The sequence below is a fragment of the Tannerella forsythia 92A2 genome (assembly GCF_000238215.1).
GTDB lineage: Bacteria > Bacteroidota > Bacteroidia > Bacteroidales > Tannerellaceae > Tannerella > Tannerella forsythia.
Genome location: NC_016610.1, coordinates 2,778,417 through 2,794,739 on the forward strand (window position 1 = coordinate 2,778,417; position 16,323 = coordinate 2,794,739).

General features: G+C 49.5%; 14 protein-coding genes. 9 read left to right on the forward strand and 5 right to left on the reverse strand.

The annotated features are described in order from the left end of the window. The first annotated feature begins 58 nt into the window (after positions 1-58). A complete protein-coding gene (abc-f, locus tag BFO_RS11310) occupies positions 59-2,032 on the forward strand; it encodes a ribosomal protection-like ABC-F family protein (RefSeq protein WP_041590896.1) in 1,974 nt (657 codons plus the stop codon). 24 nt (positions 2,033-2,056) lie between these two features. Here abc-f and BFO_RS11315 read toward each other — a convergent pair whose 3' ends face one another. From BFO_RS11315 to BFO_RS11335, 5 genes are all read right to left on the reverse strand, one after another. Then, entirely contained in the window at positions 2,057-2,272 is a 216-nt protein-coding gene (locus BFO_RS11315) for a hypothetical protein (RefSeq protein WP_014225874.1), read from the reverse strand. Between the two features lie 137 nt (positions 2,273-2,409). Next, positions 2,410-3,168 carry a 3-deoxy-manno-octulosonate cytidylyltransferase gene (gene kdsB, locus BFO_RS11320; protein WP_014225875.1) on the reverse strand — a complete coding sequence of 253 codons (759 nt, stop codon included), beginning with the start codon at positions 3,166-3,168 and terminating at the stop codon, positions 2,410-2,412. 67 nt (positions 3,169-3,235) lie between these two features. Beyond that, complete coding sequence (gene yidC / locus BFO_RS11325) at positions 3,236-5,182, reverse strand: membrane protein insertase YidC (RefSeq protein ID WP_014225876.1); 1,947 nt, start codon at positions 5,180-5,182, stop codon at positions 3,236-3,238. Positions 5,183-5,224: 42 nt separating this feature from the next. Further along, on the reverse strand, positions 5,225-6,829 hold the full coding sequence (locus BFO_RS11330) for a CTP synthase (RefSeq protein ID WP_014225877.1): 1,605 nt from the start codon (positions 6,827-6,829) through the stop codon (positions 5,225-5,227). Between the two features lie 231 nt (positions 6,830-7,060). Next, positions 7,061-8,863 carry a MutS family DNA mismatch repair protein gene (locus BFO_RS11335; protein WP_041591340.1) on the reverse strand — a complete coding sequence of 601 codons (1,803 nt, stop codon included), beginning with the start codon at positions 8,861-8,863 and terminating at the stop codon, positions 7,061-7,063. Between the two features lie 225 nt (positions 8,864-9,088). On the opposite strand from BFO_RS11335, the gene BFO_RS14195 reads away from it, so the two are divergent. From BFO_RS14195 to rsxA, 8 genes are all read left to right on the forward strand, one after another. Continuing rightward, positions 9,089-10,633 carry a DUF3078 domain-containing protein gene (locus BFO_RS14195; protein WP_014225879.1) on the forward strand — a complete coding sequence of 515 codons (1,545 nt, stop codon included), beginning with the start codon at positions 9,089-9,091 and terminating at the stop codon, positions 10,631-10,633. 171 nt (positions 10,634-10,804) lie between these two features. Beyond that, positions 10,805-11,251 (forward strand): SoxR reducing system RseC family protein, encoded by a 447-nt coding sequence (locus tag BFO_RS11345; protein WP_014225881.1) that lies wholly within the window; start codon positions 10,805-10,807, stop codon positions 11,249-11,251. Next, entirely contained in the window at positions 11,248-12,156 is a 909-nt protein-coding gene (locus tag BFO_RS11350; RefSeq protein WP_041590897.1) for a Fe-S cluster domain-containing protein, read from the forward strand. The genes BFO_RS11345 and BFO_RS11350 overlap by 4 nt, the downstream gene beginning before the upstream one ends. A gap of 9 nt (positions 12,157-12,165) precedes the next feature. Beyond that, positions 12,166-13,494 (forward strand): electron transport complex subunit RsxC, encoded by a 1,329-nt coding sequence (gene rsxC / locus BFO_RS11355; RefSeq protein WP_014225883.1) that lies wholly within the window; start codon positions 12,166-12,168, stop codon positions 13,492-13,494. A 42-nt stretch (positions 13,495-13,536) separates the two neighbouring features. Then, on the forward strand, positions 13,537-14,493 hold the full coding sequence (locus tag BFO_RS11360; RefSeq protein ID WP_014225884.1) for an RnfABCDGE type electron transport complex subunit D: 957 nt from the start codon (positions 13,537-13,539) through the stop codon (positions 14,491-14,493). Between the two features lie 2 nt (positions 14,494-14,495). Next, positions 14,496-15,119 (forward strand): RnfABCDGE type electron transport complex subunit G, encoded by a 624-nt coding sequence (locus tag BFO_RS11365; RefSeq protein WP_014225885.1) that lies wholly within the window; start codon positions 14,496-14,498, stop codon positions 15,117-15,119. Positions 15,120-15,151: 32 nt separating this feature from the next. Next, positions 15,152-15,733 carry an RnfABCDGE type electron transport complex subunit E gene (locus BFO_RS11370; RefSeq protein ID WP_014225886.1) on the forward strand — a complete coding sequence of 194 codons (582 nt, stop codon included), beginning with the start codon at positions 15,152-15,154 and terminating at the stop codon, positions 15,731-15,733. 17 nt (positions 15,734-15,750) lie between these two features. Continuing rightward, positions 15,751-16,323, forward strand: coding sequence for an electron transport complex subunit RsxA (gene rsxA / locus BFO_RS11375; protein WP_014225887.1), 573 nt, complete (start codon positions 15,751-15,753; stop codon positions 16,321-16,323).

Sequence of the window (16,323 nt, forward strand, 5' to 3'; positions counted from 1 at the left end):
CAAACAACCGGAAAAAGGTAAAAAAAAGTTATCTTTGCCGTTTGAAAAAAAGAAGAAGATGGTTTCAATCGAAGGACTGACCGTCGAATTCGGCGGTTTTACATTATTAGACGGTTTGTCGTTTGTCGTCAATCGCAAAGATCGTATTGCTTTGGTGGGGAAGAATGGAGCGGGAAAATCGACCCTGTTGAAAATTCTGGCCGGCATGCAGCAACCCACACGCGGAACGGTGAGTATCCCGCGCGACACGACAGTGGGCTATTTGCCGCAGCAGATGCAACTCTCCGACACCCGCTCGGTGCGCGAAGAAACAGAGCAGGCCTTCGCGCATATCCATGCGACGGAAACGGAGATTGAGCGCATCAACCGGGAGCTGTCGGAGCGAACGGATTATGAGTCGGAAGGATTCCGGAAACTGATCGACCGGATGACGTGGCTCACCGAGCAGTTCCAGATGATGGGAGGTACGAATTACCATGCCGAGCTGGAGCGCACGCTGTTCGGACTGGGCTTTACGCGCGACGATCTTGAACGTCCGACGGCAGAGTTCAGCGGAGGGTGGCGCATGCGTATCGAACTGGCCAAGCTGCTCCTGCAACGCCCCGACGTGCTCCTGCTCGACGAACCGACCAACCACCTCGATATAGAGTCTATTCAGTGGCTCGAAACGTTTATGGCCGCCTCAGCCAACGCGGTGATCCTCGTCTCGCACGACCGCGCGTTTATCAACAACACCACACACCGCACCCTTGAGATCGAACTCGGACATATTTACGATTACAAGGTGAAGTACGACGAATATGTGGCGCTTCGCCGCGAGCGTCGCGAACAGCAATTGCGCGCTTACGAGAACCAGCAGAAAATGCTGGCCGACACCGAGGCTTTTATCGAACGGTTCCGCTATAAAGCGACGAAGGCCGTGCAGGTACAGTCCCGCATCAAGCAACTCGCCAAGGTGGAACGCATCGAAGTGGACGAGGAAGACCACGCGATGCTTCATCTTAAGTTTCCCCCGGCGCCGCGATCCGGTTCGTACCCGGTGACCGTAGAAAGTCTGAGCAAGCGCTACGGCGATCACTTGGTGTTTGCCGACGCCACATTTACCATTCATCGTGGCGACAAGGTTGCTTTCGTGGGTAAGAATGGCGAGGGAAAATCGACGCTCGTGAAGTGCATCATGGGAGAGATTACCGATTACGGGGGAACGTTGCAGCTCGGGCACAACGTCCGTACGGGATATTTCGCGCAGAATCAGGCGCAGTTACTGAACGAGCAGAAGACAGTCTTCGAGACTATCGACGATGTGGCGCAAGGCGATATTCGCACGAAGATACGCAATATACTGGGCGCGTTCATGTTCGGCGGTGAGGCGTCGGACAAGAAGGTAGGCGTGCTTTCCGGCGGCGAGCGCAGCCGGTTGGCCATGATTCGTCTGCTGCTCGAACCGGTCAATCTGCTGATTCTCGACGAGCCGACGAACCACCTCGACATGCGCTCGAAGGATGTGCTTAAAGAAGCGTTGCGCGAGTTTGACGGCACGTTGATCGTCGTCTCGCACGACAGGGAATTTCTGGACGGACTGGTCGATAAAGTCTATGAGTTCGGGAACAAACGCGTGCGTGAGCATCTGGGTGGCATCTATGAATTTCTGGAGCGCCGGAAAATCGAGACGTTGCAGGAGCTGGAACGCAAAGCGCAGACCGTGGCGGCTCCGGCTGTGACGACGGAGCAGCCGGAGAGCGTGAACGCCGGAATGCCCGACGCGAAGCCGCAAGCCGCGCGCTCGTACGAAGAGCAGAAGGAGCGGGCGCGGCGTTTGCGTAAGCTGGAAAAGGCCGTAGCCGATGCCGAACAGGAGATTATGACGTTAGAAGACAAAATCGCCACGCTCGAAGCACGTATGGCCACCCCCGAAGGAGCGGCGGAACCTACGCTCTACACCGAGCACGGCCAACTGAAAACGGCGCTTTCCGAAGCAATGGATCGCTGGACGGAAGCCTCCGAAGTGCTGTCGGAAGCCTCCGCCTCGTAATGTACACAGGCGTTGATCGCCGCATTACTTCACGACGTAGACAATCTTTGCATACTGCGCCACCCGAAAAGCCCCGAACGGGTTCTGCCTCAGATCCGGCTCGTAGACCACATTACCGTATACGCGCGAAGGATAGGTAAACATCGGACGCCCTCGTTGGGCATTGTCAAGCGAGTTGGTCGTCAGCAGATCGATGAATTGCCGGTAAGCGTTCGAGACACGATAGAGAATAATCTCCACTTCATCCCCCTTGGTAAATTCGTCGTTGATGTTTGAGCCGGTGAAGGACAGCGATATTTTGCCGTCGGTATAAAACGTATCGTCGATTTTTTATATGTCGGAAGTTGTTTTTGTTTTCTCGTAGATGAATTTTCCGCTTACTTTGCCCTGCTTCTCAAAAAGGCAATGGCGCGTTCCATATCGTCGGGTGTATCGATGCCGATAGTTTCCTGTTCGGTGATGCCTACGCGGATTCGATAACCGTTCTCTAACCAGCGCAGCTGCTCGAGGCTCTCGGCCTGCTCGAGCGACGATTGCGGGAGGCGCGCGATTTTGCTCAGTACGTCAGCACGATACGCATACAGTCCGATGTGTTTGTAGAAAACGTGTTGCGCCAGCCACTCGGTATGTATCTTCCCGCGGATGTAGGGGATGATGGAGCGGCTGAAATAAAGCGCGTCTCCGTTTTTGTTCATGACCACCTTCGGGGTGTTGGGGTTGAAGAGCGTGGCCTCGAAATCGCCGTCTTTCGCAAAGGCTTTCGCGAGGGTGGCGATTTGTACTTCGGGCGAAGAGAAGCATTCCTTGAGCCGCTCGATCTGTTGCGGACGGATAAACGGCTCGTCGCCCTGAATATTGATGACGACGTCGAATTCTTCGCCCACCTTCGTACATGCTTCGTGGCAACGGTCGGTACCGCTACGGTGCGCCTCGGAGGTCATCACCACTTCTCCGCCAAAGGCTTTGACGGCGGCTTCGATGCGCGCGTCGTCGGTCGCGACATACAGGCGGTCGACCGTTTCTATCACTTGTTCGTAGACACGGCGGATCATCGGCCGTCCGTCCATGTCAGCCAGCGGCTTGCCCGGAAACCGTGTCGAGGCGTAGCGTGCCGGTATAATGCCCAAAAATTTCATGCCTTTGCTTCTTTATTTGTCGTAATCTTTTTTTCTTTGTCTCGTCATAAAAAGGCAGGGGCGCTGTTTATTTTTTCCTTTCCTGACGTTTATAATTCTGCGCCTGCTTCTGTTTGGCGCGTTGCTTCTGCTGACGCTCCAGTTCGGCCTGCTGCTTGCGCTGCATCTCGGCCATCCGTTCCATCCAGCCGGCACGTTTGCGCGGTTTCTTTTTGTTCTCTTCTAATTTCGCCAGCAGTTTCTCTTCGTTCACCATGAAACGGATCGAGAGGGTCTGCAGAATTGTGATCAGCGTTGAGATCAGGAAGTAGTAACTCAATCCGGCCGAGGCTTGATTGAACATGAAGAAAAACATGACCGGCATCATATACGTCATCATTGCCATTCCGGGCATCTGCTGCTGACCGGTATTGCTCATGTTCATGTTAATCTTGGAATAAACAATCTGCACGATGGTCATAAGCAAGCAGAAAAGGCTGATATGATTTCCCATAAATGACGTGATGAGCGGGATATTCGTATTCCACGAGAACACGGCGTCGAACGTAGAGAGGTCTTTGGCCCACAAGAACGATTGCTGGCGTAATTCGATCGACGTGGGGAAAAGTCCGTAGAGCGCAATCAGGATCGGAAACTGCAATAGCATGGGCAGGCAGCCGCTCATGGGACTGGCGCCGGCGCGGTTATACAGTTCCATCGTCGCTCTTTGCAGCTCCATTGCTTGTTCTTTCTTCGGGTATTTCGCTTTCAGTTCCTCGACTTGCGGACGCAAGACGCGCATCTTCGCCGTTGAGAGATACGATTTGTATGTCAGCGGGAACAGTACGAATTTGACGATCAGTGTCAGCAGGAAAATAATCAGTCCGTAGCTGGCGATATACCGGCTTAGGAAGTCAAAGATCGGCATGACAAAGTATTTGTTGATGGGGCGTACCCATTTGTACCCCATCGGCACCAACTCATCGAGCGACAGTTCGTGCTCTTTCGTTGCGCCGTTGTCGTATTCGCTGAGCAGATGGTATTTGTTGGGACCGATGAAATAGCGGAAGCCAATGCGTTTGTGAGAGGTCAGGTCGAAATTGACCGAAGTCGTCGTCTTGAATTCCTTCAGGTGCGCAGTGTCGGTGAGCAGACGCGATTCGAGTGTGGTAGCGGTGAACGCTTCATCGGCAATGATCACTGTCGCAAAGTATTTGTTTTTATAGCCGATCCATTTCAGTCGGTTGGCAATTTGTTTGCTGTCTTCTTTCGATTCGCTCAGCTTGTCTACGTCATCTGCCGCATATTTGTAGTACAAGCCGGTGTACTGGTCTTCGTATTTTCGTCCGTGCTCGAGCTTGCGGGCTTTCTGCCTCCACGTAAAATCGAGCGAGTGAGTGTTCGGCGTTAGAATGTCGTTCAGCCCGGCACTCTCGATCGTGTAGCGGATCATGTAATTGTCGGGTTCGAGCGTATAGGTAAAATCCATGTGCCGTCCATCGTCAATGGCCAATCGCATCACGACCGATTGACCGTCGGCGCTCGGGATGGGAGTGAAGTAAAGATCGGACGTGTTGATGACGCGTTGATTAGCCGATATCATCGTGATGCCGAAGTCGGACTCATCGGCACCGTCGAAGAGGACGAGCGGCTGTTTATCCCAGGTCGTATATTCTTTCAATCGCGCGTAAGAGAGTTTGCCGCCTTTACTGCTGATTTTTACCTCGATCATATCGTTTTCGAGCGTCACGAATTCTTCCGTTCCTTCGGCGGCTACGGCAAAATCGCTGAGATTCTGACGGAACCTTTCGGTACGCACCGAATCGGGTAAGTCTTCGGGCATTTCCGTTGCGGTCTGTTGCGTCTCCTTCGCGGATTGATTCAGTGCTTCGAGGCGCGCCTGTTCTACGCGAACCAGCGAATCTCTGTAATGTTGTTGAGCTTCTATTTGTTCCTGAGTCGGGCGGTTCAGCCACGTGAATAGGAACAAAATCACCCCGATCAGTATAAAACCGATAATCGTATTTTTATCCAATGACATTTTTTTCTTTACTTCCTTACTACTGTACTATTATTTTTACTTTCTTGCGATGGCCGCTTGGATGAAGCTTACGAACAGAGCATTCGGGCTCACAACCGTACTGTCGTATTCGGGATGGAACTGTACGCCGACGAACCATTGCAGGCCGGGCAGCTCGACGGCTTCGACAAGTCCCGTGTCGGGGTTTTCGCCTACGCACTTCATCCCTGCCGCTTCGAAGGCCTCCTTATATTCACTGTTGAACTCAAACCGGTGGCGATGGCGTTGCTGCACCAGCTCCTTGCCGAAAGCCTGATACAGTTTCGAGCCTTTCTTGAGTACACAGTCGTATGCTCCCAAACGCATCGTACCGCCCATGTTGACTACGTTCTTCTGGTTTTCCATCAGGTCGATGACCTTGAACGGGGTCTGCGGCTCCATCTCCGTCGAGTTGGCACCCTCCATGCCCAACACATTGCGTGCAAACTCGATAACCATGCACTGCATGCCCAGACATATGCCGAGGCAGGGTATGTCGTGCTCGCGCACGTAGCGGATAGCCGTAAGTTTGCCTTCTACGCCGCGCTGTCCGAAACCCGGAGCAATCACTACGCCATCGAGATCAGCCAGCATGCTTTCTACGTTCAATTCGTTGAGTTTTTCCGAATGTATCAGACGAAGATTCAATTTTCGGTCGTTATAGATCGAGGCAATCAGCAGCGATTCGTCGATCGATTTATAGGCATCCTGCAATTCCACGTATTTGCCTACCAGCCCGATCCGTACTTCTTTCATCGCGTTTTTCTTGCGTTCGAGGAATTTCTTCCACGGTTTCATCTCGGGCGTTTCTCCGGCTTCGAGACCGAATTTGTTGAGCACGATCGAGTCCATCTGCTGTTCCTGCAGCTTCAGCGGTACCTCGTAAATGGTCGGTACGTCGACCGACTGGATCACGGCTTCTTTCGAGACGTTGCAAAACAGCGCCACTTTGTGCAGAATCGTCGCGTTCAGCTCGTGCTCGGTGCGCAACACCAGAATGTCTGGCTGCACGCCCAGCTCCTGAAGTTGCTTGACGGAGTGTTGCGTCGGCTTCGTCTTATATTCTTTGGCGGCCGCGATAAACGGCACATACGTCAGATGTACGCAAAGGCAGTCGCGTCCGAGTTCCCATTTCAACTGACGCATACTCTCGATAAACGGCAACGACTCGATGTCACCCACCGTTCCGCCGATTTCGGTAATCACCACATCGAACTTGTTCTTCGACCCCAACAGCTTGACGTTGCGTTTAATCTCGTCCGTGATGTGCGGGATCACCTGTACTGTCTTTCCCAGATATTCGCCGCGTCGCTCCTTCTCGATTACGCTTTGATAGATACGTCCCGTGGTGATGCTGTTGGCACGCGTAGTGGGAATGTTCAGGAAACGCTCGTAATGACCAAGATCGAGGTCGGTCTCATGTCCGTCGATGGTTACGAAACATTCGCCGTGCTCGTAGGGATTGAGTGTTCCCGGATCGACGTTGATGTACGGGTCGAACTTCTGAATGGTTACTTTGTAGCCTCTCGCCTGTAGCAGTTTACCGAGCGAGGCCGAGACAATCCCCTTTCCTAACGAGGAAACGACACCGCCTGTCACGAAAATATACTTTGTATTTGCCACGATTGTTTTATTTTAGAAGTGGCAAAGATAGGGATTTTTGGCTGTTTTGCGTAATTTTTGTGAGAATTATTCGACCAGAATGTTTTCAAAACACGTAATCCTCCGCACAGTCGACATTACAGAGTTTTTTCCATATAGTCTGCTTTCTCAAATGCGCTTTTGAGCGTAACCCACTTTTTTCTCGTGCTGCTTCCGGTCGTCTTTTAAGGGGGATAAGCCGACTGACGACCCTTATTCGGAGAGCGTAATCCCCATCTTCTTCATCAGGAAGCTGGCATTCATATTGCGGGCTACGCCTTCACGCATCCGATACGAAAACGTAAGCGTATTGTCCGTAATATCGGCTTCGAAACGGTAGTTTTTAATATCGTGCGGAAACTCGTCTTCGAGTGTGCCGAGCAGCAGGTCGTGGGTGGCAATGATGCCGCAGGCTTCTTTGGCAATCAACTGCTTCATCAATGCCAGCGATCCTTTCTGTTTATCTTTCGAGTTTGTTCCTTTCAGGATTTCGTCGAGGATGATAAAAAGTTTTTCTCCCGCATTCAATCGGTCGATAATCATTTTCAATCGTTTGAGCTCGGCAAAGAAATACGATTCGTTGGCAGCGAGCGAATCGGCTGTCCGCAGGCTTGTTACCGGTCGGGCGGGATAGACGGTCAGGGAACGGGCACATACGGGCATCCCCATGCAGGCCAGTAGGAAATTGACACCGATTGTACGCAGATAAGTACTTTTTCCGGCCATATTGGCTCCGGTTACAACCATAAAATACGGATGTTTCGAGATGCATACATCGTTACGTATGCATTTTTCGCGATGCAGCAGAGGATGTCCCAATGCTTCTCCTTCCATTACAAAGTATGTCTCTGCGATAGCAGGGTAAGGGTAGTCGGGGTGATTGAAGGCAAATCCTCCCAGCGAGCATAAGGCATCGGTCTGCGCCAGCGCCTCGAACCAAAGACCGAAATGAGTGGAATGAGTGCGAAGCCATTGCTCCATCAGCATCACCTGACGCATATCACGCAGATAAAGCAGGTTTAAAATGATACCGATCGTGCTGTATCGTTGATCCAGCGCACCGATGATGCGCGACATACGGCGGATGGCACGCGACGCGCTTGTTTTCTCCGAGACAAAGTGCTGTTGCAGCGATGTGAGGAGGGGCGCATCGAACGTCTCCCGCTCTATCTTTCCGATCAGTTGCGAGTAAGCCCTTAGCAACTGCTCCATCTTGTCGATCGACCGGCATAGCTGATGAATCTTGCGTCCCGGAAGGTTCGCAATCAGAAAACCGAGGGCTACCATCGCTCCGGCTGTCCAGACGGGCAGCCACCCGAAACCGATTCCGACGATTATCGCCAGCCACGCTGACGGCACCAGCCAAAGCATCGCACGCCATACGGTACCGAACGACGAGGCCTCTGCGGCCTGTCCGGTCAAGGTTTTCAATTGTGTCAGATCGTCATGATGCCCTTTGCACGTAATCCCCGTGACGTAAAAATCCTGTCTGAACGCTACTTTCCCGGTCAACTCGCGTACTGCCTGCTGACGGATTAAAATTTCTCCCTTCTCTTCCAGCGGATACATAAACCATTCGGCCAGGCATGATTGGCCAATCGAAGTGACCGTACGGTTGATGCTCTGAAAGAGTGACTGGGTACCGAACACATCCAAGTCAAGCGTAAACGGATGTTGCGTGTCGATTTGTTCCGGCGCTCCTTCAAATGCGCTAAAATCATAATTTAATGCTTTTTTCTCGTCCGTATTGAGACGTATCATGCCTTCCGCATACGCCTTCTTTTCCGACAACTTCGTATGGTAAACCAACAGTGCCACAAAAGGCAATGCAAATGCGGTTGTCCATGCCGTCAGTGTCATCCAGCCTGTTTCCCGGAAAAACCATAATATGATTAAGGCCGTAACAAAAAGAAACAGCCGAAGTGTACCGACGTGATACATCCGTCGTTTCAAACGTTGACGTATAGCGGTATATTTTGTTATCTGCTCGTCGTAAAATCGAATCACTTCTTCCATCATCACGGGGCAAAGGTAAAAAAAACTGAAGTACTATCCTTAATTTTTGGATCGATTTATTCAGCTCCGGCGTATCTGCTCTTAAACCGAATGATCCGGACGATTGCAGATCGCAGATACATGATAATACGCTGCAAACACACGGAAACACGACAGGTTTTTATATTTCCGGCATAGGATATCCTGCTTTTTGTCTAATTTTGTACGCTCAATTGATACATCATAATGAAGACAACAATAAAACGGACATTTTTTTATGTTTCCATCACAGCGTGTCTATATGCGGGGATTTCGGTAAGAGCACAAGATCTCAATTTCAATGAAAAGATTCGTCAGCTGATTGAAAAAAGCAATCAACCGGATACGATTCCCATACCTATACCGAAACCTCGTCTGGTACCGATAGAATTTCCGGTCGATTCGGTAGTGACGGAGACTGTTGCCAATCCGCACACGGCAGAAAAAGATACGACAGCTGTTCCTCATCGTGCGATTCGCAAGCGTACCCTCCTCATGTCGGACGAGGCGATCTATTGGTCGAGGCATTGGGATAATTCGCACAATGCCATACCGGAATGGTATACGTTTCGCGATACGATTATCGTGAACCGATTATTTATGCCTGTCCTCTTTAAAAAAGAAAATCTGGTTCAACCTGAAGAAATTCGTTTTTATGAACCGAAAGATTTGAATGAGATATCATGGACACAACCTCCGTATGTTCCTGTCAGGATGTTTGAAGCATTCCGACGGAAAGGGATCATCGAAGATTATGCCTATCGTTATGTGCGGCGTCATCACCCCGACTATTTCCGTTACAGTGCCGAACATCTGCCGAAAGAAAAGACAAGGCATATTTGGCAGAAAGAAGATGTGCAGGTTCCTGTTCATAAGGTAGAAACGAGTCCGGACGACTATACGGCTCCTACTAAGTTTATTCCCGACCGGCGGTATTGGACTTCATCATTTGAAGCATCTCTCAAGTTTTCTCAAAACTACGTTTCGCCCAACTGGTATAAAGACGGTACGAGCAATTTGAATATTCTGAGCAAAAATCTGTTTCAATACAACTATGCTCGAAACCGGTTTCAACTCAAGAACCTGTTGCAAGTGGATATGAGTGTATATACAGCATCGGACGATACGCTTCGAAACCATAAGTTTGGCGACAACCTGCTCCGATTCTACAGTAACTTCGGTTATCAGGCATGGAGCAAGTGGTATTATACGATCGACTTTGAATTTAAGGCTCCATTATTTACCAACTACAAGAAGAATACGATGAAAAAGCAAGTGGCATTTCTTTCGCCTTACATTATTAATACGGGGCTGGGTATGAAGTATGATCTGAACAAAAAATACGCAAAAAAAGGTCGTTCGCTGAAGTTGGCTGTCAATGTCGCTCCTATATCGTATACGTATATGGCAAGTGTAGATGACAGTATCAACCGCGGTATACATGGCTTTCAGAAAGATAGCGAAGGGAAATATCGGAAATCGTTGAACAGATTCGGTTCGACCGTGCGTATGGATATGGTGTTGAAACCGAATCGGAACGTTACTTGGAAGTCGCGGTTTTATTACAATACGACGTATAAGAATGTTTTAGCTGAATTTGAAAATATGTTGGATATGGCTATCAGCCGTTATTTTTCAACGATGATCAATGTTCATTTACGTTTCGATGACAGCGTGACGAAAACGAAGGGGTATGATTCGTATCTTCAAACGAACGAAACGCTGAGTTTCGGCTTGCGATATATCTGGTAAATCTTACGAATCTCTCTTTTTGTTGGGGCGAAAAAAAAAAGGCATTGTTTGGGGGCCGAACCATCTGTCTGTAATGTTTAACAAAAAATATCACTTCAGTACGTTATGTTTATCTTTTTTTGATTACTTTTGCCGCGATTTGCAAACTCGACATTGCAATCTGATGACTTTATGGTGAAATTTATTCAACATCGTGGTATCGTAAAGAATATCGAAAACAATACGGTATTTGTCCGTATAGAGCAGCAGAGCGCATGCAGCGCATGTCATGCACGGTCGGCTTGTCTGGCTTCGGATAAGGCCGAGAAGATTATCGAGGTGACGGGTGACGGAAGTCTGTTCGAGCCGGGCGAGGAAGTCGTAGTATCGGTGCGGTCATCGATGGGGATACGAGCTGTCGTATTGGCTTTTGTGCTTCCGTTTATTCTCGTTGTTACGGTTGTGTTTGCCGGTATTGGATTGACAGGTGACGAAAGCATCGGCGGATTGGCCGGGCTGGCCTTTCTTTTCCCTTACTATATTTTAATCTATTTATTCCGTAATAAGATAAATAAGCGTTTTTTATTTACGGTTTCGAAAGCCGCTTCCGTTGGTGATCCTGTAATCAATTATATATAATGTATATAGCAATTATTCTATTAGGAGTAGTAGGTGCTGTTGCAGCCCTCATTTTATTTGCGGTATCAAAGAAGTTCGAGGTGCATGAAGATCCGCGCATCGGACAGATACAAAATGCATTACCGGGTGCCAACTGTGGCGGATGCGGTTTTCCCGGATGTGGTGGGTTTGCGAATGCCTGCTTCAAGGCCGAGTCGCTCGAGGGGCTGTTTTGCCCGGTCGGAGGAGCGGATGTGATGAAGCAGGTGGCTGCCATTATGGGGAAAGAAGCGGGTGAAAGTGTGCCTCAAATTGCTGTCGTGCGATGCAACGGTACGTGCGAAGCCCGTCCGCGTACAAACACGTACGACGGTGCCCGGAGCTGTGCGATCGCTGCCGCGCTATACAGTGGTGAAACAGGATGTTCTTTCGGATGTTTAGGATTGGGGGATTGTGTTGATGCTTGCGATTTCGATGCTATCCACATCAATCCGGAGACCCTTCTTCCCGAAGTCGTCGAAGATAAATGTGTGGCATGTGGTGCCTGTGTGAAAGCATGTCCGAAGCATATCATCGAATTGCGCAAGAAAGGTCCGAAATCACGGCGTATCTTCGTGTCTTGTATGAATAAAGACAAAGGTGGGGTGGCACGGAAAGCTTGTACGAATGCTTGCATCGGCTGTTCAAAATGTAAAAAAGAGTGTCCGTTCGAGGCGATTACGGTTACGAATAACTTAGCTTATATCGACGACACGAAATGCCGCTTGTGCCGTAAATGTGTGGCTGTCTGTCCGACAGGTGCGATTCATGAGCTCAATTTTCCGCCGCGTAAGGAAAAAGAGAAAGAAACGGCCGCTCCGGAGCCTAAACCGGTTCCTCAACCCGAGGTGATCGTTCCGGAAACATCATTGACAACTAACAATTAACGATTCTATATGTACACCTTTCGAATTGGAGGGATTCACCCATCAGGAAACAAACTGTCGGCAGGACGTCCGATAGAAACGATTGCACCGACGGCCACGGTGGTTATACCGTTGGGGCAGCATATCGGCGCTCCGGCAGAAGCCGTTGTTGCCAAAGGCGACAAAGTGAAGGTCGGCACATTGATCGGAAAAGCATCGGGTTTTGTCTCGGCCAACGTTCATTCATCCGTTTCGGGGACGGTGACGAAAGTCGATACGATGATCGATGGAGCAGGTTTGCCTAAGCCCGCTGTTTATATCAATGTCGAAGGCGACGAGTGGGAGCAGGGTATCGATTGCGATGAGACGATTGTTAGAGAGTGTACACTCTCGGCCAAAGAGATTGTCGGCAAGATTGCCGAGGCCGGCATTGTCGGTATGGGCGGGGCTACATTCCCCACGCAGATCAAGCTCTCGCCACCTCCGGGAAGTAAGGCCGAGTTGCTGATCATCAATGCGGTGGAGTGTGAGCCGTATTTGACCTCCGACCATGCCCTGATGCTCGAAAAAGGCGAACAGATTATCATTGGGACGAGCATTCTGATGAAAGCCATTGAAGTTCGCCGTGCGGTAATCGGCATCGAAAGTAATAAGCCCGATGCTATTCGTTTACTGAAACAACTGGCTGAATCACAAAACGGAATTGAGATAATGCCGTTGAAAATGAAATATCCGCAAGGGGGAGAGAAACAGCTTATCGATGCGGTGATACGCCGTCAGGTTAAGAGCGGAGCATTACCGATTTCCGTGGGTGCTGTGGTACAGAACGTAGGAACGGTTTATGCCGTGTACGAAGCTGTTCAAAAGAATAAACCGCTGATCGAAAGGGTTATCACGGTTACGGGAAAAAGCGTTGCCCGACCATCCAATTTCCTTGCGCGTATCGGTACGCCGATCAGTACGTTGATCGAAGCGGCCGGCGGCATGCCCGAAGACACTGGCAAGATTATCGGCGGCGGTCCGATGATGGGACGTACGATGATCAGTGCTGATACTCCTGTGATGAAAGGGAGCTCCGGCGTGCTTTTGATGACGAAAGCCGAGTCGGTACGAAAGCCGATGCGAGACTGCATACGTTGTGCCAAGTGTATCAATGTTTGCCCGATGGGATTGGCTCCTAACCTGCTGATGAATCTCACCCTTCACAAGGCATGGGACGAGGCGGAAGAAAACTATGTAGTCGACTGTATCGAATGCGGATCATGCAGCTATACCTGTCCGGCTTATCGTCCGTTGCTCGATTATATCCGTATGGGTAAGACGACCGTGATGGGGATCATGCGGTCGAGAAAGAAATAGCCTTTCGATCGAATATTGTATAAATTAATAAGATAAATATAAATGAACTCAACATTGATCGTTTCTCCGTCGCCTCATGTTCACAGCGGCGATTCGATAGGCAAGAATATGTACGGTGTGCTAATTGCTCTTGTGCCGGCTTTTCTCGTTTCGCTCTATTGCTTTGGTTTGGGAGCCTTGATTGTAACGCTCGTGTCTGTCGTGTCGTGTGTGCTTGCCGAGTATCTTATTCAGAAATACCTGTATAAAAAAGAACCGACAGTCGGTGATGGCTCAGCCATTCTGACAGGTGTATTGCTGGCGTTCAACCTGCCGTCGAACTTGCCTGTATGGATCGTTATTCTGGGGGCGTTGTTCGCAATCGGCGTCGGTAAAATGTCGTTCGGAGGATTGGGTAACAATATCTTCAATCCTGCATTGGTGGGACGTGTGTTTCTTCTGATCTCGTTTCCGGCGCAAATGACCACATGGCCTGTTGCCGATATCTTGCCGATGACGTATACGGATGCTCAAACAGGCGCTACGACCTTGTCGCTGATTCATTACAGTAAAGATTTTGCCGATGCGGGGATGGCTGCCATCGGACTGACCGGCGGAAGCCTTGGTGAGATGAGTGAAATTGCATTGCTTATTGGGTTCGCTTATATGCTGTTTCGAAAGATCATCACATGGCATATTCCGGTGACGATTCTTGTAACAGTAGCCGTTTTCACCGGAATCTTGTATATTTTTAACCCTACACCGGTGAACAATCCACTGATTCATCTTACTTCAGGGGGATTGATGCTCGGGTCTGTGTTTATGGCTACCGATTATGTCACTTCACCGATGGCAAAAAAAGGAACGGTTGTTTACGGTATCGGTATCGGCGTGTTGACCGTCTTGATCCGCGTCTTCGGCGCCTATCCCGAAGGGATGTCTTTCTCCATTCTGATTATGAACGGGTTAACACCACTGATTAATACATACTTCAAACCCAAACATTTCGGAGGTAAATAAGCATGGAAAAACTGAAATCAACATTCCTTACGATTGTGTTGTCACTGACGTGTATCTGTCTTGTGGCAGGCCTCGCTTTGTCGGCAGCCAATACATTTACGAAAGAGAAGATTGCCGAGTCGAATGCTGCGGCATTGCAGGCGGCAATAAAAAAAGTAGCGCCGGAATTCGATAATCATCCGGCGGAAGAACAATTCAAAGTCGGACTGGCCGAAGGCGATTCGCTTGTTGTTTATCCTGCTAAGAAAGGCGGAGAGTCGGTCGGTGCGGCCATTGAGAGTTATACCAAGAACGGTTTTGGCGGGATGATTCGCATCATGGTCGGGTTTGATGCCGAGCATAAGCTTGTCAATTATTCGATCCTCGAACATAACGAAACCCCGGGACTGGGTTCGAAAATGGAGGAATGGTTCCGTGTAGAAAAGAACAAACAGAACATTATCGGACGTGACATGAAGGGGGCTGCCCTCACCGTATCAAAAGATGGAGGCGATGTAGACGCGATTACGGCGGCAACAATTTCGTCACGCGCTTTTCTCGAAGCCGTAGCTCGTGCATATGCTGCATATAACGGTCATGAAGCAGACGGAACGAGCGGAGCTACATCGAAAGAGTCGGAAGAATAATGCAGTATGTTAAATATCAAATATAACGAACAATGAAATATTTGAAAATCATAAAGAATGGTATCATCGCGGAAAATCCGACATTCGTTTTGTTGTTGGGAATGTGTCCGACATTGGCGACCACCTCATCGGCCGTCAACGGCATGAGTATGGGCTTGGCAACAACCTTTGTGTTGATCTGCTCGAACATCGTTATCTCGGCAATCAAAAAGTTAATCCCCGATGAGGTACGTATACCTGCTTATATTGTAGTCATCGCATCGTTCGTGACGATTTTGCAGATGTGCATGCAGGCTTTTTTGCCTGATTTGTATAAGAGTCTCGGATTATTTATCCCGCTTATTGTAGTGAACTGCATTGTGCTTGGTCGTGCCGAATCCTTCGCCTCGAAGAACGGGATACTCTCTTCCGGTTTTGACGGGATCGGGATCGGATTGGGATTTACGATTGCCTTGACATTGCTTGGGATTTGCCGTGAGTTACTCGGTACGGGCAAGATATTTGCCTTGTCTGTCTTTCCTGAGCAATACGGAGCGTTGCTCTTTGTGCTTGCACCCGGTGCATTTATTGCTTTGGGATATCTGATCGCATTAGTCAATCGGTTCAAAAAATAACGCATCAAAACGATATTATGGAATATATTCTTATTTTTATTGCAGCGATTTTCGTGAACAACGTCGTGTTGTCACAGTTCCTCGGAATCTGTCCGTTTTTGGGGGTATCTAAAAAAGTCGATACGGCTTTGGGCATGGGCATGGCCGTCACGTTTGTCATGACGATCGCGACGATCGTGACTTTTTTGATTCAGAAATATATCTTGGATGCATTTGGCCTTGCCTATCTGCAGACAATTGTTTTTATTCTGATTATCGCTTCGTTGGTGCAGATGGTTGAGATCATTCTGAAAAAGGTTTCTCCATCGCTCTATCAGGCATTGGGGGTATTTCTGCCGTTGATCACGACGAACTGTGCCATTCTCGGTGTAGCGATCCTCGTCATACAAAAAGAATATAACCTCGCTCAGTCTATCGTATATGCCGTTGCTACGGCTATCGGCTTTGCACTTGCTCTGATTATTTTTGCCGGTATACGCGAGCAACTCGACCGTACGAATGTGCCGGCTGCCATGAAAGGCATTCCTATCGCACTGATTACGGCAGGTCTGTTGGCTATGGCTTTTATGGGCTTCTCCGGAATTGCGTAA

Coding starts and splice junctions, on each gene's coding strand:
- BFO_RS11365 (WP_014225885.1), top strand. CDS start 14,496: ATGGAAAAACTGAAATCAACATTCCTTACGATTGTGTTGTCACTGACG.
- BFO_RS11345 (WP_014225881.1), top strand. CDS start 10,805: ATGGTGAAATTTATTCAACATCGTGGTATCGTAAAGAATATCGAAAAC.
- kdsB (WP_014225875.1), bottom strand. CDS start 3,168: ATGAAATTTTTGGGCATTATACCGGCACGCTACGCCTCGACACGGTTT.
- BFO_RS11370 (WP_014225886.1), top strand. CDS start 15,152: ATGAAATATTTGAAAATCATAAAGAATGGTATCATCGCGGAAAATCCG.
- BFO_RS11335 (WP_041591340.1), bottom strand. CDS start 8,863: ATGGAAGAAGTGATTCGATTTTACGACGAGCAGATAACAAAATATACC.
- BFO_RS14195 (WP_014225879.1), top strand. CDS start 9,089: ATGAAGACAACAATAAAACGGACATTTTTTTATGTTTCCATCACAGCG.
- BFO_RS11360 (WP_014225884.1), top strand. CDS start 13,537: ATGAACTCAACATTGATCGTTTCTCCGTCGCCTCATGTTCACAGCGGC.
- abc-f (WP_041590896.1), top strand. CDS start 59: ATGGTTTCAATCGAAGGACTGACCGTCGAATTCGGCGGTTTTACATTA.
- rsxA (WP_014225887.1), top strand. CDS start 15,751: ATGGAATATATTCTTATTTTTATTGCAGCGATTTTCGTGAACAACGTC.
- rsxC (WP_014225883.1), top strand. CDS start 12,166: ATGTACACCTTTCGAATTGGAGGGATTCACCCATCAGGAAACAAACTG.